This is a genomic window from Nocardia carnea, from assembly GCF_029868325.1.
Classification (GTDB): domain Bacteria; phylum Actinomycetota; class Actinomycetes; order Mycobacteriales; family Mycobacteriaceae; genus Nocardia; species Nocardia carnea_C.
In genome coordinates this window covers 41,891-63,681 of the sequence record NZ_JARWNW010000261.1, presented here as the reverse complement: position 1 = coordinate 63,681, position 21,791 = coordinate 41,891, and the positions used below count along the sequence as shown (strand labels likewise).

Sequence of the window (21,791 nt, the reverse complement as noted above, 5' to 3'; positions counted from 1 at the left end):
CCAATTGTTGAAAACGCTTTTCATTTATGCTCAACTAGGCCCATGATCGGGGAGCATGTAGCAGCCCCTGGAATGCGCCGCTGGACGCGACAGCGCGAGTTGATCGTGTCCGCACTGGACGCACAGGGCGGATTCACCACTGTGCAGGAGTTACATACCCGGCTGCGCCTGGCGGGCCATAGCATCGGTATCTCCACCGTGTACCGGACACTGGCGGAACTGGACCGAGCACAGCACCTGGACGTCGTCCGCCAGGAAACCGGCGAACGGCGATACCAACTGCGCCGATCGTCCGTGCACCGGCATCATCTGATCTGCCGAGCATGCGGGTACAGCACCGTTTTGGACGCAGACGTCGTCGAAGCATGGATCGGCGGACTGCCCACGATCACCGGATTCACCGATATCGCGCACACACTCGAACTCGACGGCGTGTGCGTTCGGTGCCGCAGCACCTGAGCCGTACCGCCGCCGGACCCGCAGGGCCGGTCGGCTCGAATCCTGGTGGACAACTGTTCGAGTGGCCGGAGCGCGTGTGGCGACGACCGCATCGCGGCCGGTCACAGCAACCTCCCGCATTCCCCGACGCATCCCGAGCACCCCGGCCGGTGCGGTCGGCAGCGCCCTACGCACAATGGGACCTCGTGTCGAACTCCGCGCCCCGCAAACGCGGCCGACCGGTTCGCCTCGAGCGCGAAACGATCCTTGCCGCCACCGACGAGATGCTCACCGCCGACGGCGCGAGGACCTTCAGCATGCGGCGGCTGGCCGGCCGCCTCGACGTCAGTACCGCCGCGATCTACCACCACTTCCCCACCAAGAGCGCGCTTTTCTTCGCCGTCCTCGACGCACGCGCCGAAGAGCTTCAGCGTCCGCAACTCCCCGCCGATCCTCGAAACCGGCTGGCGGCGATCATCATCTACCTGATCGACACCTTGCACGAACTTCCGTGGGTGGTCGATATACTCAACACCGGCGAAACCTACGGCCGCGCGGCGATGTGGATCCTCGAGGAATTCATCACCACGGCAAAGGCCCTCGGCGCCGACGACACCTATGCGGCATACATGTACTCGGTACTGTGGCGTTTCACGCTCGGCGAGCTCAGCACCCGGAGAGCGGCCGAAGAACGCTCGGCCGCCGCCCGGCACGGGAAGGCACCCGTGCATTGGACCGAGTCCGCCACCGCGGAGCAGCTCGGCGACTTCCCTTCCGTGGTCCGCCTCCTGCCACAGTGGACAGCCGCGATGGCCGGCTACGACGCGTCGCAAGCCGCGCGCGACATCATCGACGGCCTGGTGGCAAACCTCGACCGGTCCAGGATTTCCTAGCTCCGGGCACGGCGCCCACCTCTTCGGACGACACGGGCACGCCGTTTCCGCGCACTCGACCCCGGCGGTCGATACCGCGTGCGGCCTGCTCGCGTAGACCACCGGCCAATCCTGCTTCCGGCTCCATGCGCCCGAATCCCGACAGCACACCCAAGGTCACCGCCGGCCATCACAGACGGGCCGCGGCCGCCGGCCCGCTGCGACCGGCCTTGTCCCACGCGCGGCGCGACAGCAAGCGCAGACCGTTGAGACCGACGATCACGGTCGAGCCTTCGTGACCGGCGACGCCGAGCGGTAGCGGCAGATGCCCGGCCAGGTCCCAGACGACGAGGACGGTGATGAAGCCGGCCGCGATCGCGAGGTTGGCGAGCACGATCCGGCGGGCGCGCCGGGCCAGCGCGATCACGGTGGAAATGGCGGTCAGATCGTCCCGGACCACCACCGCGTCGGCGGTCTGCAGGGTCAGATCGGATCCCGCTCCGCCCATGGCGATTCCGGCATGGGCGGCGGCCAGCGCGGGAGCATCGTTCACGCCGTCACCCACGAAGGTAACCCGCTCGCCGGCGGACTCGTACCGGCGCACGGCGGCGACCTTGTCCTCGGGCATCAGTCCGGCGTGCACGTCGGTGAGGGCGACCCGTTCGGCGAGCCGGGCGGCGGTGGCGGGGTGGTCACCGGTGAGCAGCGTGGGCGTGGTTCCCGTCAGATCGGTGAGCGCCGCGACAGCCGCGGCGGCCTCGGGACGCAACCGGTCGGCGAGGCCGAGAACGGCGAGCGGGGTCCGGTCGCACAGGACGACCACAGCGGTATGCCCACCGCGCTGTAGTTCGTCGGCGACAGCGACAGCCTCGGCGGCCGCGGGATCGTCGGCCCCGAGCAGCGCCGCGGGGGAACCGACCCGGATGAAATACCCTTCCACCACGGCCGATACACCCCGGCCGGGCCGGGTGCCGAAGTCCTCGGCGACAGGCAGGGTCAGGTCACGGCGGCGAGCAGCGCGCACCACCGCCGCCGCCAGCGGGTGTTCGCTGCCGTATTCGGCGGCCGCGGCCAGCCGCAGGAGCTGTTCCTCGGAGAAAGGAATTCCGGACATCGGGCGGATTTCGAGGAGCTCGGGAACACCGAGGGTCAGCGTGCCGGTCTTGTCGAACGCGACGCGGGTGGTGGTGCCCAGCTTTTCCATCACCACGGCGGATTTGACCAGCACGCCGTGGCGGCCGGCGTTGGCGATCGCGGCCAGCAGCGGCGGCATCGTCGCGAGCACGACCGCACACGGGGAGGCGACGATCATGAGGGTCATGGCGCGCAACAGCGCGGATTGCAGGTCGGCGCCGAACAGCAGCGGCACGATGAACACGGCCAGGGTGACCGCCACCATGCCCACGGAGTACCGCTGCTCGATCTTCTCGATGAACAACTGGGTTTTCGCCTTGGTCCGGCCGGCTTCTTCGACCAGTCCGGCGATCCTGGCCACCACGGAGTCCTCGGCGCGACGGTCCACCCGGATCCGCAGGGCGCCCGTGCCGTTGAGAGTTCCGGCGTACACCTCGTCGCCCACGGATTTGTCCACCGGTATCGATTCCCCGGTGACGGTGGCCTGATCCACTTCCCCGGCTCCGGCGACAACCGTCCCGTCGGCGGCGATCCGGTCGCCCGGGCGGACCAGGATCACCTCACCGATTGCCAGGCCGGCGGCCTCGACGGTTTCCTCACCGCCGTCGTCGGTGAGCCGGGTGGCGGTTTCGGGGGCCAAGCCCAGCAGTCCGCGCAGCGAATCCTCGGTCCGCGCGGTGGCCAGCGCCTCCAAGGCCCCGGAGGTCGCGAAGATGACGATCAGCAGCGCACCGTCGAATACCTGACCGATTGCCGCGGCACCGATGGCCGCGACCACCATCAGCAGGTCCACATCGAGCGTTTTCTCCCGTAACGCCCGTAGTCCCGCCAGTCCCGGTTCCCAGCCGCCGGTGGCGTAGCAGGCCAGGTACAGCGCCCACCACAGCCATGCCGGCGCCCCCAGCCACTGCGTGATCAGGCCGAGCAGGAACAGCAGCAGCGCAGCGCCCGCCCAGCGCACCTCGGGCAGCGTGAACAGGCCGGTCCGGACCACCGGCGTGGTGGCCGGTCGGCCGTTCGTGACGGTGGTCGAAACCACGAGGAACCTCCAGAGCTCGGAGCACAACCGGCTCACCATAACAGAACAAATGAACATGTATTCATTCGTTCAATATGAATGAGCTAGACTCCCTCCCCATGGGACATGGGGTCGAAGGCCGTGACCGGCCGGCCGCGCGCCTGGACGCCGAGTCCGCCGCACGGGTGGCGACCACACTGCAGGCGCTCGCCACCCCGAGCCGGCTGCTGATCCTCACCGAACTCCGCCAGGGCGCACGTGCGGTGTCCGAACTCGCCGAAGCGGTCGGTATGGAACAGTCGGCGGTCTCGCATCAGCTCCGGCTGCTCCGCAACCTCGGCCTGGTCACCGGCACCCGGTCGGGTCGCAGTATCGTCTACGGCCTATACGACAACCACGTCGCCCAACTGCTCGACGAGGCCGTCTACCACAGCGAGCATCTGCGCCTCGGCCTCGCCGACCACGACGACACCGATACGCCCGCCACGCAGACACCCGCGTGACATCAGCTCGCTGGTCTATGTGGACGCGATGGTTCCCAGGCACGGCGACTCCTGCTTCGGTCTCGTCTCCGACGCCGAAAGGCAGTGGTACCTCGATGTCGACGACAGCGGCGCGTGCGGGGCTCGGAGAATACGCCGGGGCACGGACGACTGCGACCGGCGTGGACAAGCGGTTTCATGGCTATTGCGCCACCCGTGCCCCAGCCCGCCCGGTTGGGATCAGCCCGATTCGAAAGGAACGGCGCGACTCAACACACCGGATTCCGCGGGGCGCGGCCGTTGGGTCGGGCGCGTTGGGTGCCGCGTTGCCGTAGTCGTACACACCCGGCCAGGTCGAGGCGCTGTTGCCGCGCGGGGCCCCGATCCCGGAGATGCTCAGGACGGTGATTCCCGGCGGCTCCGGTAGGAACTGTGCCGATGCCTCCATGCCGGGTCAGGCACGCGACTCCCGGCGCGACGGGTGGTTCACGATCGAGGAGCCGGTCGACCGCGGACACAGGTTCGCTAGGCTGTCGGCATCCTTATCCGGAGCGAGAGGCGCTGCGACGGACCCGGTCCGCCACGCTCGACTCCGGTCGACACGGTCAAGGGCGCCTCCTGCTTTCAGGAGGTAGGCGAGTGAACAGTCCGATGACGACGTGGGGTGTCGGTGACTACCCCTCGATGGGCCGTTATCTGCAGCCCGTCGCGGAGGCGGCTGTCGAGGCGGCCGCTGTCGGCCCGGGTGACCGCGTGGTCGATATCGCTACCGGCACAGGGAACGCGGCGCTGCTCGCGGCCGGGCGCGGCGGCCGAGTGGCCGGCATCGACTTCGAACCGTCGCTGCTGCGGTTGGCCGAGGAACGCGCTCGCTGTGCAGGTTTCGACCTCGAATGGCTGTGTGGTGAGCTCGAGGCCCTTCCCGTTCCGGATCGATCGGCCGATGTCGTGCTCTCGGTATTCGGTGTGATGTACGCGGCCGACCATCAGGCCGCGGCCCGCGAGCTCGCGAGGGTCGCGGCACCGGGCGCGCGGGTGGTGCTGGCGTCGTGGCAGCCCGGCAGCGTGCTGCCTGCGATGGGGCAGGTGCTCAGCGCGTACCTGCCGCCACCGCCGGCCGGCAGCGGCCCGCCCAGCCGCTGGGGCGAGGCCAGCGCGCTCGCCGGCATTCTCGAACCCCATCGCCTACGGGTCACGGCCACCTCGTCGGGACAGGTGATCCTGCGGTTCTCTGCCTCGGAGGAGGCTGCCGAATTCCTGGTTCGCACTGCGGGCCACGTCATGAGCGAACAGGACAGGCTGACAGCGGAGGGTCGCTGGGACGAGCTACACCGGGATCTGCGCCGGTTCGTCGAGCATCGGGCGGAGCACCGCCGCGATCATCTTCTCCTGCCATTGGATTACCTCCTCGCCACGGCGGCCGAGGCAACGGATCGGCCTCCGGTTCGGAACACTCCACGACACACTTGACCTGGAGTGCTCTCCAGGTCGTAGCGTGTGATCGACCCGATCACCCACCATCACAAGGGGATGAGTATGGAACTCGGCTTCCATGTTCCGATTTTCGAGATCGACGGCGGGACCGCCGCCATTGCCGGGGAACTGGCACGCGTGGGCGCGGCGGCGGAGGCCGCCGGGGCGAGCTGGTTGTCGTTCATGGACCATTTCTTCCAGATCGAACCGACCGGGCTGCCCGCGGAAGCGAACATGCTGGAGGGCTACACCAGCCTGGGGTTCATGGCCGCGCACACCTCCACGATCGAACTGGGCCTACTCGTGACCGGTGTGACCTACCGGCATCCCGGGCTGCTCGCCAAGATCGTCACCACGCTGGATGTGCTCTCCGGGGGCCGCGCGGCGCTCGGGATCGGCGCCGCCTGGTTCGAACGTGAGCATCACGGGCTCGGGGTGCCGTATCCGGCGACTGGCGAACGGTTCGACCGGTTGGAGGAGACATTGCGGATCTGCGGGCAGATGTGGGATCCGGACAACAACGGGCCGTTCGAGGGCAAGTACTACCAGCTGGCCGAGACGTTGTGCGCGCCGCAGCCGCTGCACCGGCCGAAGGTGCTCATCGGGGGCGGCGGTGAGAAGCGGACATTGCGACTGGTGGCGCGCTACGGCGACGCCTGCAACCTGTTCGCTTCCGGTACGGAGGAGGTCGCGCACAAGCTCGATGTGCTGCGGCGCCACTGCGACGACGTCGGAACCGACTACGAGCGGATCCGCAAAACCGTGCTCGCGGGCAGCCCCGACCCGGCCGCACTAGACGATTTCGTGCGGCAGATGTCCGGTTACGCCGATCTCGGTGTGCACACGGCGATCGTGATGCCGCCCGGTGGGTCGCCGGCGGCGTGGGTCGATCGCGTGGCGCCGGTCGTACCGCAGCTCGCCGATCTCTGAGGCCGCCGGGGTGGGTCAGAACCGGGAGGAGCGGAACCGGCATGCGGAATCGAGAATCTGTCCCACCACCCGGTGGTCGTCGTCGGTGACCAGCCCGTCGCCCGGCATCGGGCTCGGCGAAGCGGGGTTATCCGCTGCTGACCGGCAGCGGTACCGGCTGGGCGGGGACGGCGTCGGCCGCGAGGTCGCGGAAGATGCCGTTACCGGGCGTGGTGCGGGAGAGGGCGTCGGCGGCGAGGATCACTGCGGCGCCGGTCCAGGTGGTGCGTTCCACCGGCCAGCGTTTTCCGTCGGCGTAGACCAGGCCGGTCCAGTACGAGCCGTCGGTTTCGCGGAGATGCTGCATATTCGCGAACAGCTGGTGGGCGCGTTCGCGGTCGCCGAGGGCGTCGAGCGACAGCACCAGTTCGCAGGTTTCGGCGCCGGTGACCCAGGGGCGGTCGGAGACGCAGCGGATACCGATATTGCCGACGACGAACGTATCCCAGCGTTCGGCGATCCGCGCCCGCGCGGCGGGGCCGCGTAACGCGCCGCCGAGGACCGGGTAGTACCAGTCCATCGAGTACCGGTCTTTCGCGGTGAACAGCTCAGGATGCTCGCGCAGCGCGGTGCCGAGCCGGGTGCGGGCCAGTTCCCACTCGGGGTGCGGGTCACCCAGGCGGCGCGCCAATTCCAGTGCGGCGCCGAGACTGTGGTACATGCTGGCCGAACCGGTCACCAGCGCTTCGGGCAGGATATCGGTGCCGTCGCGCAGCCAGTAGATCTGGCCCTGGTCACCTTGGCAGTCGACGACGAGGTCGATGGCCGCACGGACCACCGGCCACATATCGGCGGCGAAGGCGGTGTCACCGGTGGTCGCGAGGTAGTGCCAGAGGCCGGTGGCGATATAGGCGCAGAAGTTGACATCGGTGGCGGCGTTTTCGATTTCGCCGTCGCGGAACTGCATCGGCCACGACCCGTCGGGTCGCTGGGTGCGGGCCGACCAGGTGTACGCGGCGACGGCTTCGTCGCGGAGCCCGGCCACGGTGAGCGCCATCGCGGATTCCACGTGGTCCCACGGGTCGGTGTGGCCGCCGGAGAACCAGGGGATGGCGCCCGAGGGTTCCTGCTCGGCGGCGATGGATTGCGCGGTCTGCAGACACTGGCGGCGGGTGAGGACCGAGGGCACCGACGGTAGCTCAACTGGCGGCACGGGTCACCGCCGGTTTGCTGAAGTACAGGGCCACGCTCTTACCGATCAACGGGTCGAGTGCCTTTTCCGCGGCCCGGGTGAGCAGGGGCTGTTTCATCATGTCCCACACCAGCATCCGGTGGTAACCGCGCACCAGCGGATGATCGGGTTTATCCACACCGACCGCGCATTTGATCCACCAGTACGGCGAATGCAGAGCGTGCACATGGGTGCGGTGGGTGTGCCGCAGCCCACGGGCGGTGATCTTGTCACGCAGCTCGTCCGCCTTGTAGATGCGGATATGCCCGCCCTCGTTGGCGTGGTATTCGTCCGACAGCGCCCAGCACACGCGTTCGGGCAGCCAGCGCGGGACGGTGACCACCAGTTGGCCGCCCGGGCGCAGCACGCGTACGAGTTCGGCGATGGCGGCGTCGTCGGCGGGCACGTGTTCGAGGATCTCGGAGGCGATCACGACATCGAATTCGCCCGCACCGTAGGGCAGGTCGAGGGCGTTACCCTCCACCGCTTCGGCCTTCGCGCCGGCCGGGGCCTCCCCCTCCTGCGCCATGGCTTCGAACATGGTGGCGACGTTGGCGAGTTCGGGGGCGTCCTGGTCGAAGGCGACCACATCGGCGCCGCGGCGGTAGGCCTCGAAGGAATGCCGGCCGGCGCCGCAGCCCACATCGATGACCCGGGTGCCCGGCCCGATGCCGGCGCGGTCGAAGTCGACGGTCAGCACGAGGCGCCTCCTGTGGTGGTGAGCTGGGCGGATACGCCGGTTGCCCGGTCGCCTGCGACGCGCCCGGCGTGCCGGTCGATCGCGTTCTGATACACCTGCACGGTCTGCGCGGCCACCGATTCCCAGCTGAATACGGAGACGGCGCGGTCCCGGCCCGCGGCCTGCATACGCTGCCGGGTCTGCGGGGAGTCGAGCAGGCGGCCGATCACCTGGACCAGGGCGGCCGAATCGCCGGGTTCGGTGAGTTCGGCGCAGACGCCGGGTTCGCCGACGACCTCCGGCAGGGCGCCGGTGCGGCTGACCACGAGCGGAGTCCCCGAGGCCATTGCTTCCACCGCCGGCAGCGAGAAGCCCTCGTACAGCGACGGGATACACGCGATCTCGGCCGAGGCGAGGAGTTCGGCGAGTTCGGTATCGGTCAGCCCGGCGCGGACGGTGACGATATCGGAGAGCCCGAGTTCGGCGATCTGTTTCTCGGTCGGCCCGTTCGGTTCCAGTTTCGCGACCAGCTGCAGTTCCACTTTGTGGGTGACCCGCAGCCGGGTGAGTGCCTGCAGCAGATGGGAGATGCCCTTGAGCGGTTTGTCGGCACTGGCGACGGCGACGATCCGGCCGGGCACCCGCGGCCCGCGCGGCGCGAACAATTCGGTGTCCACGCCGAGCGGGACCACTTTCAGCTGCGCCGGGTCCACACCGAAATCGTCGGCGATATCGGTCGCCGACGAGGTGGAGACGGTGACCAGATCGGGGATCTGCCGGGCGATGCGCTGCTGCATACCGAGAAACCCGTACCAGCGGCGCACCAGCGGTTTGCGCCGCCAGATCGCGGCCGCCAGATCGACCTCCCGGTCCTTGGTGATGGGGTGGTGCACGGTCGCGACCAGCGGCAGCCGCCGCGCGATATCGAGCAGGCCACTGCCCAGGCACTGGTTGTCGTGGACGATATCGAAATCCTGGACCCGGTCGCGCAGGATCCGCGCCGCCCGCAGGCTGAACGTGCGGGGTTCGGGGAATCCGGCGGTCCACATGGTGGCCAGTTCCAGCAGGTCGATCCGGTCGCGGATCTCACTGGGCCGCGGGGTGCGGAACGGGTCGTCCTCACGGTAGAGGTCCAGGCTGGGCACCTCGGTCAGGGTCACGCGCGGGTCGAGGTCGGCCGGATACGGCTGGCCGGAGAACACCTCCACCTGGTGGCCGAGTTCGGCCAGTCCGGCGCTGAGCCGGCGCACATAGACCCCCTGCCCACCGCAATGAGGCTTGCTGCGGTAGGACAACAAGGCAATTCGCACGGCTAGCTGACCTCACGGGTGATCGAATTCATGTCCCGCAGTTTGCCAGCCAGCCGTTCGAGGTAGGCACGCACCTCCGGTTCCGGCTTGTCCGGCAACCCGTACAGCACATCGGTCACGCCGTCGGCGGCCCAGGCGGCGAGCCGGTCGGCGTCGGGTTTGAAGTCCAGTGCCACCACCCGCGGGGCACCTTCGCGGCCGGCATCGGCCCACGCCTTCTTCAGGGTCGCCAGGCGGCCGGAGATATCGGTTTCGCCGGGGGTGGTGATCCAGCCGTCGGCGTGGGCGGCGATCCACGCGCAGGTGCGTTCGGTGCCTGCCGCACCGATGAGCACGGGAACGGTGCGGTCGACCGGTTTGGGCCAGGCCCAGCTCGGCCCGAACTGCACGAAGTTGCCGTCGTAGGAGGCCTCGTCCTCACGCCACAGGGCGCGCATGGCCTCCAGGTATTCACGCAGCGCGGTGCGGCGTTTGTTGCCGGGGATGCCGTGGTCGGCCAGCTCGTCGGTGTTCCAGCCGAAACCGGCGCCGAGGGTGACCCGGCCGCCGGAGAGGTGGTCGAGGGAGGCGATGGTTTTGGCGAGGGTGATGGGGTCGTGTTCGACGGGCAGCGCGACCGCGGTGGCGAGTTCGATCCGTTCGGTGACGGCGGCCGCCATGGCCAGCGAGACCCACGGGTCGAGGGTGCGCATATAGCGGTCGTCGGGCAGGGTGGCGTCCCCGGTCTGCGGGTGCGCGGCCTCGCGCTTCACCGGGATATGGGTGTGTTCGGGGACGTAGAACGAGGAGAATCCGTTGTCCTCGGCCGCGCGGGCGGCGGCGGCGGGACTGATCCCGCGATCACTGGTGAACAGAACGATGCCGAAACGCATACCTGAGCCTTGTCTGTCGGAATGTGGAGCGGGCCGCGGCAGCGTCCCGGAGGAGGTGGTCACCGACCGTTGCGGTCGGCCTTCTTCGCGGCTTTGGCGTGCTGATCGATCTGGGCGCCGATCACATGGTCCAGCGAGGTGCCGGCGGGCCAGCCCACGTAGTGGCACAGGAACAGGGAGATTTCACGCAACGCGGTTTCGTCGAGTTCGCCGTTCTTCAGTGCGGCGCCGATCTGGATACCGGCGACATCGAACAGGCCTTGCGCGGTGAGCGCGCCGAGCAGCAGCAGCCGCCGGTCCCGCAGCGACAGCCCGGGGCGGGACCAGATATCAGCGAACAGGTGGTCGGCGGTGACGGCGAAATGGTCGCCGGGGCCGTCCTGGAATTCCCATCCGTAGACTTCCGCCATTTTGGCCAGGCCCCGCTCCCGCACCGTGGGGTGCGCGGCGGGGTCGTTCGCCGCGGGCTGGGTCGTGGGATCGGTCATGCTGCTCCTTCGGCGCCGCAACGGTCCGGCGAAAGTGTCTGGACAGGTGTACGGAATATAATTCGGACACTCTCCGCCACGCAAGAACGTGTTCTCGTCGGCCCCGTCGCCGACCAGTCGGCCGCCGCCGGTGCAGGCATTCGCAAATCGGCCCGTCGCGGCGCCCGGTTCTGGAAAAATTGCTGAATCGTTGTCGGACGCAGTTGCCGGTGGTAGCGTCCAGACACATGTCCAGCAATGTGTCTTCCCGAGGGGTTCGCCCCGCGCGAACCGGGAAGAACTCGTTCTCGGAATATCCGACGCCGAGGGAGCACACACCATGAAGATCGTGGCCGATATGGACCTGTGCCAGGGGCACGCCGTCTGCGCCGCCGAGGCGCCGGACATCTTCGCCGTACCCAAACGCGGCCAGGTGGAGATCCTCGACCCCACCCCCGGTCCGGAACACAAGGCCGATGTCGAGAATGCCGTGCGCTACTGCCCGACCCAGGCCCTCCTGCTCGTCGCCGACGACGCAACCGACTGACCGACAACAGCTCCACAGGTTCTTTTCGAAAGGGAACAACACCGATGACAGGTTTCGATCGCGCCGAACTCGACGAGATGGTGCGCCGCTGGATCGCCGAGAACGAGCGCTGCGAGAAGCTGGGTGACTGGAAGCCGCTGGCCGATATGTACACCGAGGATGCCACCTACGGCTGGAACTACGGTCCCAAGGACGAGTTCATGGCGGTGGGCCGCGACGAGATCCGCGAACTGGCCCTCGGCCAGGAGATGGAGGGCCTGCAGGGCTGGGAGTACCCGTACCAGCAGTTCGTCATCGACGAGCGCAGCGGCGACTGCATCGGATTCTGGAAGCAGCAGTACACCACCACGCCCCGGGAAGACGGCAGCCTGTACACGGTGAACGGGATCGGCGGCAGCTGGTTCCGGTACGGCGGCAACTACCAGTGGTCCTGGCAGCGCGATTTCTTCGATTTCGGCAACGTCTCGGCGCTGTTCCTGGAGATGATGACGAACAAGGTGATGTCGGAGCCGATGAACGAGCGGATCGCGAAATCCACCGCCTCCCGGCTGCCCGGCTGGTACAGGATCGGCACCGCGCCGGCGTCGCTGTGGTGACTCCGATGACCCTACCCACCAGCAGGTTCCACGCGCTGAGCCGCGAAGCTCTGGCAGCGCTGGTGCCCGAGCTGCTGTTGTGCGGGCAGCTCATCGACCGATCCGGGATGGCGCACTGTATTTCCGCCTTCGGCCGGGAGGGGATGGCCGAAGTCGCGATCGAGGAATGGCAGCTGTCCAGCCCGATCTATACCCGCCGGATGCAGCAAGCCCTCGGATACACCGGCGACGATATCGTCACCATCTTCAAGGGCCTGCAGCTCGATATCGGTGCGCCACCGCAGTTCATGGATTTCCGGTTCCGGGTCGACGATTCCCGCCACGGCGAGTTCTGGCTCGACCACTGCGGTGCGCTCGCCGATGTGGAGCCCATGGGCGAGCCGTATGTGAAGGCGATGTGTCATGACATCGAGGACCCCACCTTCGACGCCACCGCCCTGGCAACGAACAAATACGCCCAGGTCCGCCCGATCCACCGCCCGCCGCGCGTCCCCGCCGACCGGCACCCGGTATGCGCGTGGACGGTGATCATCGACGAATCGCATATCCCGCCGGAGGTTCCGCGCAATGCGCCGCTGGTCGCGGAATCGGTGGCCGCCCGGCTGCCGCTCGCCGCGATCGACCCCGCCGGCGAGGGCCGCGGAGACTACAGCGGACCGCTGCTCAGCGATCTGCGCTTCCCGGATTTCTCCCATTCCGCACTCGTACGCATCGCCGAGGAGGTGTGCCTGCAGCAGCATCTGCTGGTACTCGGTTTCATGATCGCCGTCCACGAACGCACCGACGACGATTCCGCCCTGGAAATCGGGCGTAAACAGTTCACCGGGATCGCCGGGGTCGCCTCCGAACGAATCCGTGCCTGCCTCGGGCTCGGCGACGATATGGACGCGCTCGCGCAGGTCCTGCGCATCCACCCGGCGCTGAACCCGCTGCACTACACCGATGTCGAAGTCGAGCCCGGCATCGATAGCGTGCGGATCCGGTTCCCCGGCGCCAGCGGTGCGCTCACCGACCGTGCATGGCCGTCGATGATCGATCCCGATCATCTCGGGCCATTGGATTCCCTGGTGCGGGGCGTGAACCCGCACTTCCAGGCCCGGGTCACCGATCACGGTCCCGGCGGCTGGACCGCCGAGATCACCGCGGCCGCCGAACCGTTCGACGAGTTCTCGGAAGTGGCGATCACCCGGTTCAGCACCGGCGTCGACTTCCGCTTCACCGATCGCGGAATACCGCTCCCCCTCACCGTTCTCTGAACCTCCCGGCCCGGGAGGCTCCGCCAGCACCGCAGGATTGATATGGCAAATAATTTCGCCGACCTGTTCGAACACTCCGTCGACGCCATGCCCGACCGGATCGCCCTCATCGAACAGGGCCGGCGCATCACCTACCGCGAACTGGACGAGCGGGCCAACCGGCTGGCCCACCATCTCGCGTCGGTGGGCGTCGGACGCGGAACCCACGTCGGGTTCCAGATGCACAACAGCATCGATACGATGCAAACGCTGATCGCCTGCTTCAAACTGGCGGCGGCCCCGGTGAACATCAACTTCCGGTACGGGCCGGATGAGCTCGCCTACCTGTACGACAACGCCGACCTCGAACACCTCGTCTACCACGCCTGCTACGGGGATGCGGTGCGCGCGGCGGCGCAGCGGTCACCGCGGCTGAAATACCTGCTGTGCGCCGCGGACGACCGGACCGCGGCGGATACGGGCGTGGACTGCCTGGCCGAGGTCACCGCCGCCGCGCCCGCGACCCGCCCCGACGTCACCCGCACCGCCGACGACCGGTTCATCATGTACACCGGCGGCACCACCGGGATGCCCAAGGGGGTGCTGTGGCGGCAAGAGGATATGTGGCGGGTGCTCGGCGGCGGAATCGACTTCTACAGCAACGAACCCGTCGCCGACGAATACCAGCAGTCCCGCACCGGTGCGGCCGGTGAACCTTCCACCTGGCTCATTCTGCCGCCGCTGATGCATCTGGCGGCGATGATGCCCACGTTCATCGCGCTGTGGTCGGGCAACTGCGTGATCTTCGAACCCCGCTTCGATCCGGCCACCGTCTGGCAGACGGTCGCCGCGGAACACCCCGGGGTCATGGTGATCACCGGCGACGCCATGGCCCGGCCGCTGATCGACACCTACCGCGCCGGCCCGGTGGACACCACCGGCCTGTTCATGATCGCCTCCGGCGCGGCGCTGCTCACCCAGGCCACGAAGAACGATCTGCTGGACCTGATCCCGAACCTGTTCGTCTCCGATTCCATCGGCTCCTCCGAAACCGGTTTCGGCGGGATCGGATTCGCCCAACGCGATACCGACCCGTCCCGCAAACCACGCGTCTCGATCGGCCGCGGCGCGGTGGTCGTCGACGACGACGGCCGGCCCGTCCAACCCGGCGATCAGGGCTGGCTGGCGAAAACCGGGGCGGTGCCGCTGGGCTACTACAAGGACGAGGCCAAGACCGCGAAACTGTTCAAAACGGTCGACGGTGAACGGATCGTCATCACCGACGACCGGGCCATCCTGGAGGACGACGGCACGATCAGCTTGATCGGCCGCGGCAATATGGTCATCAACACCGGCGGGGAGAAGGTATTCGCCGAAGAGGTGGAGGGCGTGGTGAAAGCCCATCCCGCCGTCTACGACGCGACGGTGATCGGGGTGGATCATCCGCGCTGGGGCCAGCAGGTGGCCGCGGTGGTGAGTCTGGCGGCCGGCGCGGGCGAGGTGCTGGATCTGCCCGATCTACAGGCCCATGTCCGCGGCCATCTCGCCGGATACAAGGTGCCACGCGCGGTCTGGATCACCGAGACGGTAACCCGTTCGCCCAGTGGGAAACCCGACTACACGTGGGCCCGGAAGTACGCGGCCGAACGCGCGCCCGACTACCGCGCCGATCGAGAGTAGGCCGCACCGAACGCCCGCCGCGCATGCCGACAGGTCACCCCCCGATTCACGCCCACGGCCGAATCAATACCACGGCCGAGCGCCGATACAGTCCGCACACGGCATCGGGTCTGTCCGTAGCCGCCGGTGGAATACGGCACTCACGGCTGCTGACGCGGCACGCCGGCTGCGGTTACTGCTCCGGATCCGGTTGCGGCGAGGTCGACGGGCCGGCTCGTAGGAGGCGCTGCGCGAGCGTGTGGCAGCGGGCCGCCAGTTCCGGCGGGTCGAGCACCTCGAACTCGTGCCCGAGCAACAGCACGTGGGCGAGCACGCGATCGAGATCGCCGGCGCCGCTGATCAGCTCGCAGTGGTCGCTGCCGCGTGGCCGAACCACGGCCGCGGCGGCCGGGACCTGGTCGCGGACCGTTTCTGCCGGTGCGTGCACGAGGAACCGTGCACTGTGCGGGTACGCCCGGCTCGCCACGCCTTCCTGCACGTAGGTGGCGGCGGCGGGGGCGGGTCGCGGGCGGAAACGCCAGGTGCGGGCGGTGACCGCGGTCATCCGGTCGACGCGGAAGGTGCGCCAGTCGTCGCGGTCGAGATCGTAGGCCAGCAGATACCAGCGCCGGTCCGAGGCCACCAGGCGATACGGTTCGACCCGGCGGCGTTGTGACCCGGCGGCGGCGGGATAGTCGAAACCTGCCTCGACCTCGTCGCGGCAGGTTCGGGCCAATGTCATCAGTGCTTCGGCGTCGACCGGCGGGCGGCCGCTGCCGAAGGATTCCACCGAGCCGGCCAGTGTGCGCACCTTCTGCCGCAGCCGGGTGGGGAGTACCCGGTCGATTTTGGTCAGCGCCCGTAACGCGGCATCACCGGTGCTCGCGCCGCCCGCGCCCACGAGCAGTGATACCGCGGTGGCGATCGCTTCCTCGTCGTCGAGCAGCAGGGGCGGCAGATCCTGTCCGGCGCCGAGCCGGTAGCCGCCGCCGACGCCTTGCCCGGCGTATACGGGGTAGCCGAGCGCGCGCAGCCGCTCGATATCGCGCCGGATCGTGCGCGAGGTGACCCGCAGCCGCTCGGCGAGTTCGGGACCGGTCCACACCCGGCGCTGCTGCAACAACCCGAGCAGGGTCAGCACCCGCTCGGTCGTCCCCCGTTCGTCACTGTCTGCCACACAGTCCAGCTTTCCAGAGATAGCGGACCGATCCTGTCCGCCATGGGTGCCAAGGTGGCGTTATGGACACCGACACACTCGACTGGAATCGAACCTTGCGTGAGCAGATCGAGTTCCACTGGAACCACCAGCTGCGCGACCGGCTCCGGGACCTCACCGATGACGAGTACTTCTGGTCGCCGGTGCCGGGGGGATGGAGCGTGCGGCCCCGCGGCACCTCGTCCGCACCGATTCGGGCCGGCACCGGGGAGTTCACCATCGACTACGGTTTTCCGGAGCCGGACCCGGCACCGTTCACCACCATCGCCTGGCGGCTCGGGCATGTCATCGTCGGCGTGCTCGCCGCCCGTAATGCGGCATATTTCGGCGCGCCTGCCGCGTCTTACGAATCGTGGGAGTACGCCGGCGACGCGAGAACGGCATTCGACCAGCTCGATACCCAGCTGGGTGTCTGGCTGGACGGTGTGCGGGGTCTCGGTGATGCCGCGCTGGCCGTGCCGGTCGGCCCGAAGGAGCCCTACCCGGACGCGCCCATGGCCGACCTGGTGCTACATATCCACCGGGAACTGATCCACCATCTGTCCGAAGTCTGCCTGCTACGCGATCTCTACCTGCACACCCACGCCACGAACGGAGAATTGCGATGAGCCGCGATATCCAGATCACCTTCGACGCCCGCGATCCCCGGGGGTTGTCGACCTTCTGGCGCGACGTCCTGGGCTACGTCCATCCCGGCCCGCCGGGTGTCGAGTTGGCCGAGGGTGCCGATCCGCTGGCCGCATGGGACGAGTTCCTCGCCGGGATCGGTGTGCCGCCCGAACAGCGCAATACGCGGTCGGCCCTCGAGGATCCGGACGGCCGCGGGCCGCGGGTGTTCTTTCAGCAGGTCCCCGAAGACAAGGTCGCCAAGAACCGGGTGCACCTGGATATCCGTGCGGCCCCGGGATTGCAGGGCGATGAGCGGATGGCGGCCTTGGAGGCCGAATGCGAACGACTGGTCGCCCTGGGCGCGACCCGGGTGCAGCGTTTCGAACCGAACCCGCCGATGGAAAGCGGTTTCATCGTGATGACCGATCCCGAGGGCAACGAGTTCTGCCTGGACTGATCCGGTGCGCTGATCGACTCTCCGCCTGCGACGATCCCGAATGAGGCCGAACTCACCGGACGGTCATCGGCACGCCGCCTCGGCGGGGGCCGGTAACCTCCGCCGGGATGATCTCGCCCGCGCTTCAGGCGGCCGGGGCGATCCGTTCGAGGATGCGGAGCGAGCTGGTGGCCGAGACCTCGCGGAATTCGCCGCTGTCGAGGGCGCGGCGGTAGATGCCGTAGGGCGCCTGCCCGCCGTCGGCGGGGTCGGGGAAGACGTCGTGGATGGCCAGCCCGCCGCCGGGAACGACCCATTTCGCCCAGCCACGGTAATCGCGGTCGGCGGCTTCCTCGGTATGCCCGCCGTCGATGAACAGGAAGTCGATCGGGGTGCGCCAGGTGTGCGCGACGCGGGCGGAGGCGCCGACGATCGCGAGCACGGTATCGCTCAGCCCCGCGGTATCGATGGTGTGCCGGAATCGGGGCAGGGTGTCGAAGCGGCCGGTGACCGGATCGACCAGGGAGGTGTCGTGGTATTCCCAGCCGGGCTGGTGTTCTTCGGAGCCGTGGTGGTGGTCGACGGTGAACACGACCCCGCCCTGCGCGCGGGCGGCGGCACCCAGAAGGATCGCGGATTTACCGCAGTACGTGCCGATTTCGGTGATCACCCCGCCGTGGCAGTACGTCACCGCGGCGGCGTGCAGGGCCCGGCCCTCGTCCTCCGGCATGAATCCGGTGGCGCGGCGGGCGTGGTCGAACAGCTGCTCGTCGGTCAGCGGTGCGGTGGGGGCTGGGGCAGTCATCGGGGGTGTGGTCTCTCTTCCGCAAAATCACGTCTGGCTCGGCGGTGACCGACACTACCCGGCCCCCTGGCCGGGGAGTCGGTTGATCCGGTACGGCACCGACACTACTATCTAGACACATGTCCGAAGGCGATTCCAGAATTCTCGAGGCCACCCGGCGCCGGCTGAGCGGAAAGCAGGCGGACACTGTCGACAAGCTCACCAGGGCCGCCATGGAAGTGCTCTCGCGGGAAGGTTTCGCCGGACTCACCATCCGGATGGTCGCCGGCGCCGCCGGTGTGGGTACTGCCACCGCCTACACCTACTTCTCCTCGAAGGAGCATCTGGTCGCGGAGATCTTCTGGCGCCGGCTGCGGTCGTCGGAAACCCCGGTCAGCGAAGATGCCGACCCCACGGTACGGGTCCTGGCCGAACTGCGCGGGATCGCCCTGCTCGTGGCCGACGAACAAGAGTTGTCGGGCGCGGTGACCAGCGCGCTGCTCGGCCGCGACCCGGACGTCCAGCATCTGCGCACCCGCATCGGCGTGGAGATCCGCCACCGCCTCACCCGCGCGCTGGAACCGGAAGCCGACCCCGGCACCGTGGAATCGCTGGAACTGCTGTACGCGGGGGCGCTGGTGCGCGCCGGGATGGGGTACGAGTCCTACGTCGATATCGCCGACCGACTGGAACGTGCCGCCTTGCTCGTCCTGAAATGACCCGGGCATCCCGGACTCTGCGTGCCGAACCGGCGATTCGGCCTGCGTCCGCCCCTGGGTCAGCTCGGCTCAATCCTGCGCGGCGGGCCGCCGATGGGAATAGACCAGCCGGGCGTACTCACCGAGCAACTCCTCCAGGCGCACGTCCTGCCCGGAGGCGACCATCTGCTGGTATCCGATCAGCATGGCCATCCCCAATTCGGTGTCCACCGCCGCGATCTCCTCGTCACCGACCACCCCGGAGATGGTCCGGCGGACGGTGCGCCGGCGGGATTCGTCGACCCGTTTGAGCGCCACCGCCACCGATTCGTCGTTCGCGGCCCACGCCCGGATCGCCGCCTCCGCCCGATGGTGCAGGCCCAGCGTCAGATCCGACAGCGCCCCGATCGCCGAATCGGGAGTGGCGGGGTCGAAACGCAGCGACCGCAGGATCAGGACCTGCCGGTTCTCCCAATGTTCCAGCAGCGCATCCACATACGACTGCCAGCTACCGAAATGGTGGTAGAAGGAACCGCTGGTCACCCCCAGCCGGCGACACAGCACACCGATATTGAGATGCCGGAATCCGAGGTCGGACAGCACCTCGAGGCCGGTGTCGAAATAGTTGTCCTTACTGACGATACGAGACATACGGCGCCGATCTGCTCGGGGAACGGAGGGGATCTCGAGCACCGAACAGTACCGTATCGCCGGAGAGTGGAGAGCCCCGGTTGTGAGGGTTCACGGCCCATCCGGGCGGCCGAACGTACTGCGCCCGAACAGGCATGAGCGAACCCGCGCCGGGCCACGAGCCGGGGTCGGTACCGAGACTCGGTGGTGGTGATCGCCTGCGGTTCGGCCTTCGCGTCCGTGTGCAGTCCGCCGGCCGGTTTCGTGCACGCCCGGCCGAGACCGGCGGCCGGTCAACGCAACCGCACACCCAGTAGGGCATCGACGACGGTGGCGATCTCCGTGCCCGCGGCGGTATCGGTCCCGCCGTAGTCCAGAGTGTCGCGGACCCAGGCGTCGATCGCGGCCAGGGCCCGCGGAGTATCGAGATCGTCGGCCAGGTGCGTGCGCAGCCGCGCAACGGTATCCGCAGCCGCGGGGGCCGACGGTGCGGTCACCGCCTGCCGCCAGCGATCCAGCCGCGCCTGCGCCTCGGTGAGCACCTCGTCGGTCCACATCCGGTCGGCGCGGTAGTGGCCGGCGAACAAGCCCAGCCGGATCGCGCCGGGATCGACTCCGGCGGCCCGCAGCTTCGACACCAGCACCAGATTGCCCTTGGACTTCGACATCTTCTCCCCGTCCAGGCCGATCATCCCGGTGTGCACATAGTGGCGGGCGAACCGGCGGCCGGCTACCAGCGCCTCACCGTGCGCCGCGGAATACTCGTGATGGGGGTAGATCAGATCGCTGCCGCCGCCCTGGATATCGAATTCGGTGCCGAGCCGGTTCACCGCGATCGCGGCGCATTCGATATGCCAGCCGGGCCGGCCCGGGCCGAACGGAGACGGCCACGACGGTTCGCCGGGACGTTCGGCCCGCCACAGCAGCGCATCGAGTGGATCGCGCTTACCGGGGCGGTCCGGGTCGCCGCCGCGTTCGGCGAACAGCCGCGCCATGGTCTCGCGGTCGTAACCCGATTCGTAGCCGAACTGTTCGGTGGCATCGGTGCGGAAGTAGATATCCGGGAATTCGGTGTCCTCGACGGTGTAGGCGGCGCCGGCGGCGAGTAGTTTGCGCACCAGCTCGATCACCTCGTCCACCGATTCGATCGCCCCCACGTAGTCGCGCGGCGGCAGTACCCGCAGCGCGGCCATATCGGCGCGGAACAGTTCGATCTCCCCGGTGCCCAGATCCCGCCAGTCCACACCGTCGCGGGCCGCGCGCTCGAACAGCGGATCGTCGACATCGGTGACGTTCTGCACGTAATGCACATCGTGCCCGTTATCGCGCAGCACCCGGTTCACCACGTCGAAGGTCAGGTAGGTGGCGGCGTGGCCCAGGTGCGTGGCGTCATAGGGGGTGATACCGCAGACATACATGGTGGCCGTCGCACCCGGGGTCACCGGGCGGATACAGGAGTCGGCGGTGTCGTGCAAACGTAAGGGGGGCCCTGCTCCGGGGACCGCGGGGATCGGGGTGTCGGACCAGGACTGCATACCTTCGAGAGTAGAGGTCGGTAACGACCGGGTACCGCCCACCCCGCCCTCCCGGCCCGGATCGAGAGGCATCGCGTCCCGCGGACCTGCACCGGACCCACGGATCGGGGAAGGCAAGTATTTCTCTCGGACCGAATGAATCATCCGACGAACCGCCGGTGGGAGGTCAGAACGCCGGCCACGGAATGGGGCGCGAGGTGACCGGTAACGGCATCACCGGATCGTCGAGCAGCCGTTTGGCGCGGCGCAGAAGGGCATCTATCTCGGGATCGGTGAGATGTTCGGCCAGCCCATCGGCGAGCTCCCCCGGCAGGGCATCGGTGAAGGCGGCGATATCGGCGAGCAGATCCGCCGGAACGGGTTCACCGGCCCAGCCCCACAAGACGGTGCGCAGTTTGTTGTCCTGGTGCAGGCAGATCCCGTGATCGACGCCGTACACCTCGCCGTCCAGCCCCTCCAGCGCATGCCCGCCCTTACGGTCGGCGTTGTTGAGCAGCACATCCAGCACCGCCATCCGCTGTAATCGCGGGTCGTCGGCGTGTACCAGCGATACCTCGTCACCGGCGCCGTCGTAGGCCCGCAGGATCTCCCGGTAACCGTCCGGAACCAGACCGGGCGGGCACAGATCCACCAGATCCAGGCGGGTGCTGCCGGGTGTGCCGGGCTCGCGGGTGCTGATCCAGCGCTGCACCATGCCCGGACCGTACGGCCCGTCCCGCAGCACCGTCTCCGGGATCACCGGCCAGCCCAGTGCGGTACAGATCAGATACGACGCCACCTCCCGGCCGGCCAGGGTGCCGTCGGGGAAATCCCACAGCGGCTGCTCCCCGCGCACGGGTTTGTACACCACTCGCACGGCACCGTCACCGGTCGCGAGGTCGCACACCAGGGTCACGTTACTGGCGACACTCACCCGGCCCAGGACCGTCAGCTCGCCGGTGGACAATACGTCCCCGGCCAC

General features: G+C 68.3%; 23 protein-coding genes. 12 read left to right on the top strand and 11 right to left on the bottom strand.

What is annotated here, in order from left to right; genetic code table 11:
* The first annotated feature begins 42 nt into the window (after positions 1-42).
* Complete coding sequence (locus tag QH196_RS24145; protein WP_280418102.1) at positions 43-459, top strand: Fur family transcriptional regulator; 417 nt, start codon at positions 43-45, stop codon at positions 457-459.
* Between the two features lie 185 nt (positions 460-644).
* A complete protein-coding gene (locus QH196_RS24140) occupies positions 645-1,331 on the top strand; it encodes a TetR/AcrR family transcriptional regulator (protein WP_280418101.1) in 687 nt (228 codons plus the stop codon).
* A 169-nt stretch (positions 1,332-1,500) separates the two neighbouring features.
* Here QH196_RS24140 and QH196_RS24135 read toward each other — a convergent pair whose 3' ends face one another.
* The gene (locus QH196_RS24135) at positions 1,501-3,540 is read right to left on the bottom strand and encodes a heavy metal translocating P-type ATPase (protein WP_280418100.1); all 2,040 of its coding nucleotides are present in this window, start codon (positions 3,538-3,540) and stop codon (positions 1,501-1,503) included.
* Between the two features lie 41 nt (positions 3,541-3,581).
* Between QH196_RS24135 and QH196_RS24130 the strand changes: the two genes are divergently transcribed.
* The 3 genes from QH196_RS24130 to QH196_RS24120 all read left to right on the top strand — a co-directional run bounded on the left by QH196_RS24130 (position 3,582) and on the right by QH196_RS24120 (position 6,347).
* Positions 3,582-3,965 (top strand): ArsR/SmtB family transcription factor, encoded by a 384-nt coding sequence (locus QH196_RS24130; RefSeq protein WP_280418099.1) that lies wholly within the window; start codon positions 3,582-3,584, stop codon positions 3,963-3,965.
* A 618-nt stretch (positions 3,966-4,583) separates the two neighbouring features.
* Positions 4,584-5,414, top strand: coding sequence for a class I SAM-dependent methyltransferase (locus QH196_RS24125; RefSeq protein ID WP_280418098.1), 831 nt, complete (start codon positions 4,584-4,586; stop codon positions 5,412-5,414).
* Positions 5,415-5,480: 66 nt separating this feature from the next.
* A complete protein-coding gene (locus tag QH196_RS24120; protein WP_280418135.1) occupies positions 5,481-6,347 on the top strand; it encodes an LLM class F420-dependent oxidoreductase in 867 nt (288 codons plus the stop codon).
* Positions 6,348-6,474: 127 nt separating this feature from the next.
* Here QH196_RS24120 and QH196_RS24115 read toward each other — a convergent pair whose 3' ends face one another.
* From QH196_RS24115 to QH196_RS24095, 5 genes are read right to left on the bottom strand one after another with little or no spacing between them, the layout of a single operon-like run.
* Entirely contained in the window at positions 6,475-7,539 is a 1,065-nt protein-coding gene (locus QH196_RS24115) for a prenyltransferase (protein ID WP_280418097.1), read from the bottom strand.
* On the bottom strand, positions 7,526-8,257 hold the full coding sequence (locus QH196_RS24110; protein ID WP_280418096.1) for a class I SAM-dependent methyltransferase: 732 nt from the start codon (positions 8,255-8,257) through the stop codon (positions 7,526-7,528). Before QH196_RS24110 ends, QH196_RS24115 begins: the two co-directional genes overlap by 14 nt.
* A complete protein-coding gene (locus QH196_RS24105) occupies positions 8,251-9,546 on the bottom strand; it encodes a glycosyltransferase family 4 protein (protein ID WP_280418095.1) in 1,296 nt (431 codons plus the stop codon). The genes QH196_RS24110 and QH196_RS24105 overlap by 7 nt, the downstream gene beginning before the upstream one ends.
* 2 nt (positions 9,547-9,548) lie before the next feature.
* Positions 9,549-10,418, bottom strand: a complete 870-nt coding sequence (locus QH196_RS24100) for an LLM class F420-dependent oxidoreductase (protein WP_280418094.1) — start codon at positions 10,416-10,418, stop codon at positions 9,549-9,551.
* 59 nt (positions 10,419-10,477) lie between these two features.
* Entirely contained in the window at positions 10,478-10,906 is a 429-nt protein-coding gene (locus QH196_RS24095) for a carboxymuconolactone decarboxylase family protein (protein WP_432279549.1), read from the bottom strand.
* A gap of 319 nt (positions 10,907-11,225) precedes the next feature.
* On the opposite strand from QH196_RS24095, the gene QH196_RS24090 reads away from it, so the two are divergent.
* Genes QH196_RS24090 through QH196_RS24075 form a run of 4 tightly spaced genes read left to right on the top strand, consistent with a single transcriptional unit; the run spans position 11,226 to position 14,943 of the window.
* Positions 11,226-11,432, top strand: a complete 207-nt coding sequence (locus tag QH196_RS24090) for a ferredoxin (RefSeq protein ID WP_280418093.1) — start codon at positions 11,226-11,228, stop codon at positions 11,430-11,432.
* A 44-nt stretch (positions 11,433-11,476) separates the two neighbouring features.
* A complete protein-coding gene (locus QH196_RS24085) occupies positions 11,477-12,028 on the top strand; it encodes a nuclear transport factor 2 family protein (protein WP_280418092.1) in 552 nt (183 codons plus the stop codon).
* Between the two features lie 5 nt (positions 12,029-12,033).
* Complete coding sequence (locus QH196_RS24080) at positions 12,034-13,284, top strand: hypothetical protein (RefSeq protein WP_280418091.1); 1,251 nt, start codon at positions 12,034-12,036, stop codon at positions 13,282-13,284.
* A 42-nt stretch (positions 13,285-13,326) separates the two neighbouring features.
* Positions 13,327-14,943 (top strand): acyl-CoA synthetase, encoded by a 1,617-nt coding sequence (locus tag QH196_RS24075; protein ID WP_280418090.1) that lies wholly within the window; start codon positions 13,327-13,329, stop codon positions 14,941-14,943.
* A 172-nt stretch (positions 14,944-15,115) separates the two neighbouring features.
* On the opposite strand, the gene QH196_RS24070 is transcribed toward QH196_RS24075, so the two are convergent.
* A complete protein-coding gene (locus QH196_RS24070; RefSeq protein ID WP_280418089.1) occupies positions 15,116-16,099 on the bottom strand; it encodes a helix-turn-helix transcriptional regulator in 984 nt (327 codons plus the stop codon).
* 62 nt (positions 16,100-16,161) lie between these two features.
* Here QH196_RS24070 and QH196_RS24065 point away from each other — a divergent pair, with 62 nt between their 5' ends.
* Together QH196_RS24065 and QH196_RS24060 are read left to right on the top strand one after the other, a co-directional pair.
* Complete coding sequence (locus QH196_RS24065) at positions 16,162-16,746, top strand: DinB family protein (protein ID WP_280418088.1); 585 nt, start codon at positions 16,162-16,164, stop codon at positions 16,744-16,746.
* Entirely contained in the window at positions 16,743-17,204 is a 462-nt protein-coding gene (locus QH196_RS24060) for a VOC family protein (RefSeq protein ID WP_280418087.1), read from the top strand. Before QH196_RS24065 ends, QH196_RS24060 begins: the two co-directional genes overlap by 4 nt.
* A gap of 124 nt (positions 17,205-17,328) precedes the next feature.
* On the opposite strand, the gene QH196_RS24055 is transcribed toward QH196_RS24060, so the two are convergent.
* The gene (locus QH196_RS24055; RefSeq protein WP_280418086.1) at positions 17,329-17,988 is read right to left on the bottom strand and encodes a class I SAM-dependent methyltransferase; all 660 of its coding nucleotides are present in this window, start codon (positions 17,986-17,988) and stop codon (positions 17,329-17,331) included.
* Positions 17,989-18,107: 119 nt separating this feature from the next.
* Here QH196_RS24055 and QH196_RS24050 point away from each other — a divergent pair, with 119 nt between their 5' ends.
* Positions 18,108-18,686 (top strand): TetR/AcrR family transcriptional regulator, encoded by a 579-nt coding sequence (locus QH196_RS24050; RefSeq protein ID WP_280418085.1) that lies wholly within the window; start codon positions 18,108-18,110, stop codon positions 18,684-18,686.
* A gap of 69 nt (positions 18,687-18,755) precedes the next feature.
* On the opposite strand, the gene QH196_RS24045 is transcribed toward QH196_RS24050, so the two are convergent.
* The 3 genes from QH196_RS24045 to QH196_RS24035 all read right to left on the bottom strand — a co-directional run bounded on the left by QH196_RS24045 (position 18,756) and on the right by QH196_RS24035 (position 21,791).
* Positions 18,756-19,316 carry a TetR/AcrR family transcriptional regulator gene (locus QH196_RS24045; protein ID WP_280418084.1) on the bottom strand — a complete coding sequence of 187 codons (561 nt, stop codon included), beginning with the start codon at positions 19,314-19,316 and terminating at the stop codon, positions 18,756-18,758.
* A 272-nt stretch (positions 19,317-19,588) separates the two neighbouring features.
* Positions 19,589-20,830 carry a cysteine--1-D-myo-inosityl 2-amino-2-deoxy-alpha-D-glucopyranoside ligase gene (mshC, locus tag QH196_RS24040; RefSeq protein WP_280418083.1) on the bottom strand — a complete coding sequence of 414 codons (1,242 nt, stop codon included), beginning with the start codon at positions 20,828-20,830 and terminating at the stop codon, positions 19,589-19,591.
* A gap of 166 nt (positions 20,831-20,996) precedes the next feature.
* Positions 20,997-21,791 carry an SCO1664 family protein gene (locus QH196_RS24035; RefSeq protein WP_280418082.1) on the bottom strand — a complete coding sequence of 265 codons (795 nt, stop codon included), beginning with the start codon at positions 21,789-21,791 and terminating at the stop codon, positions 20,997-20,999.

Bases quoted from the DNA above. Each gene is read 5' to 3' on its own strand.
- QH196_RS24080 (WP_280418091.1), top strand. From the start codon at position 12,034: ATGACCCTACCCACCAGCAGGTTCCACGCGCTGAGCCGCGAAGCTCTG.
- QH196_RS24130 (WP_280418099.1), top strand. From the start codon at position 3,582: ATGGGACATGGGGTCGAAGGCCGTGACCGGCCGGCCGCGCGCCTGGAC.
- QH196_RS24065 (WP_280418088.1), top strand. From the start codon at position 16,162: ATGGACACCGACACACTCGACTGGAATCGAACCTTGCGTGAGCAGATC.
- QH196_RS24045 (WP_280418084.1), bottom strand. From the start codon at position 19,316: ATGTCTCGTATCGTCAGTAAGGACAACTATTTCGACACCGGCCTCGAG.
- QH196_RS24145 (WP_280418102.1), top strand. From the start codon at position 43: ATGATCGGGGAGCATGTAGCAGCCCCTGGAATGCGCCGCTGGACGCGA.
- QH196_RS24100 (WP_280418094.1), bottom strand. From the start codon at position 10,418: ATGCGTTTCGGCATCGTTCTGTTCACCAGTGATCGCGGGATCAGTCCC.
- QH196_RS24120 (WP_280418135.1), top strand. From the start codon at position 5,481: ATGGAACTCGGCTTCCATGTTCCGATTTTCGAGATCGACGGCGGGACC.
- mshC (WP_280418083.1), bottom strand. From the start codon at position 20,830: ATGCAGTCCTGGTCCGACACCCCGATCCCCGCGGTCCCCGGAGCAGGG.
- QH196_RS24085 (WP_280418092.1), top strand. From the start codon at position 11,477: ATGACAGGTTTCGATCGCGCCGAACTCGACGAGATGGTGCGCCGCTGG.
- QH196_RS24055 (WP_280418086.1), bottom strand. From the start codon at position 17,988: ATGACTGCCCCAGCCCCCACCGCACCGCTGACCGACGAGCAGCTGTTC.
- QH196_RS24075 (WP_280418090.1), top strand. From the start codon at position 13,327: ATGGCAAATAATTTCGCCGACCTGTTCGAACACTCCGTCGACGCCATG.
- QH196_RS24050 (WP_280418085.1), top strand. From the start codon at position 18,108: ATGTCCGAAGGCGATTCCAGAATTCTCGAGGCCACCCGGCGCCGGCTG.
- QH196_RS24095 (WP_432279549.1), bottom strand. From the start codon at position 10,906: ATGACCGATCCCACGACCCAGCCCGCGGCGAACGACCCCGCCGCGCAC.
- QH196_RS24060 (WP_280418087.1), top strand. From the start codon at position 16,743: ATGAGCCGCGATATCCAGATCACCTTCGACGCCCGCGATCCCCGGGGG.
- QH196_RS24090 (WP_280418093.1), top strand. From the start codon at position 11,226: ATGAAGATCGTGGCCGATATGGACCTGTGCCAGGGGCACGCCGTCTGC.
- QH196_RS24135 (WP_280418100.1), bottom strand. From the start codon at position 3,540: ATGTTCATTTGTTCTGTTATGGTGAGCCGGTTGTGCTCCGAGCTCTGG.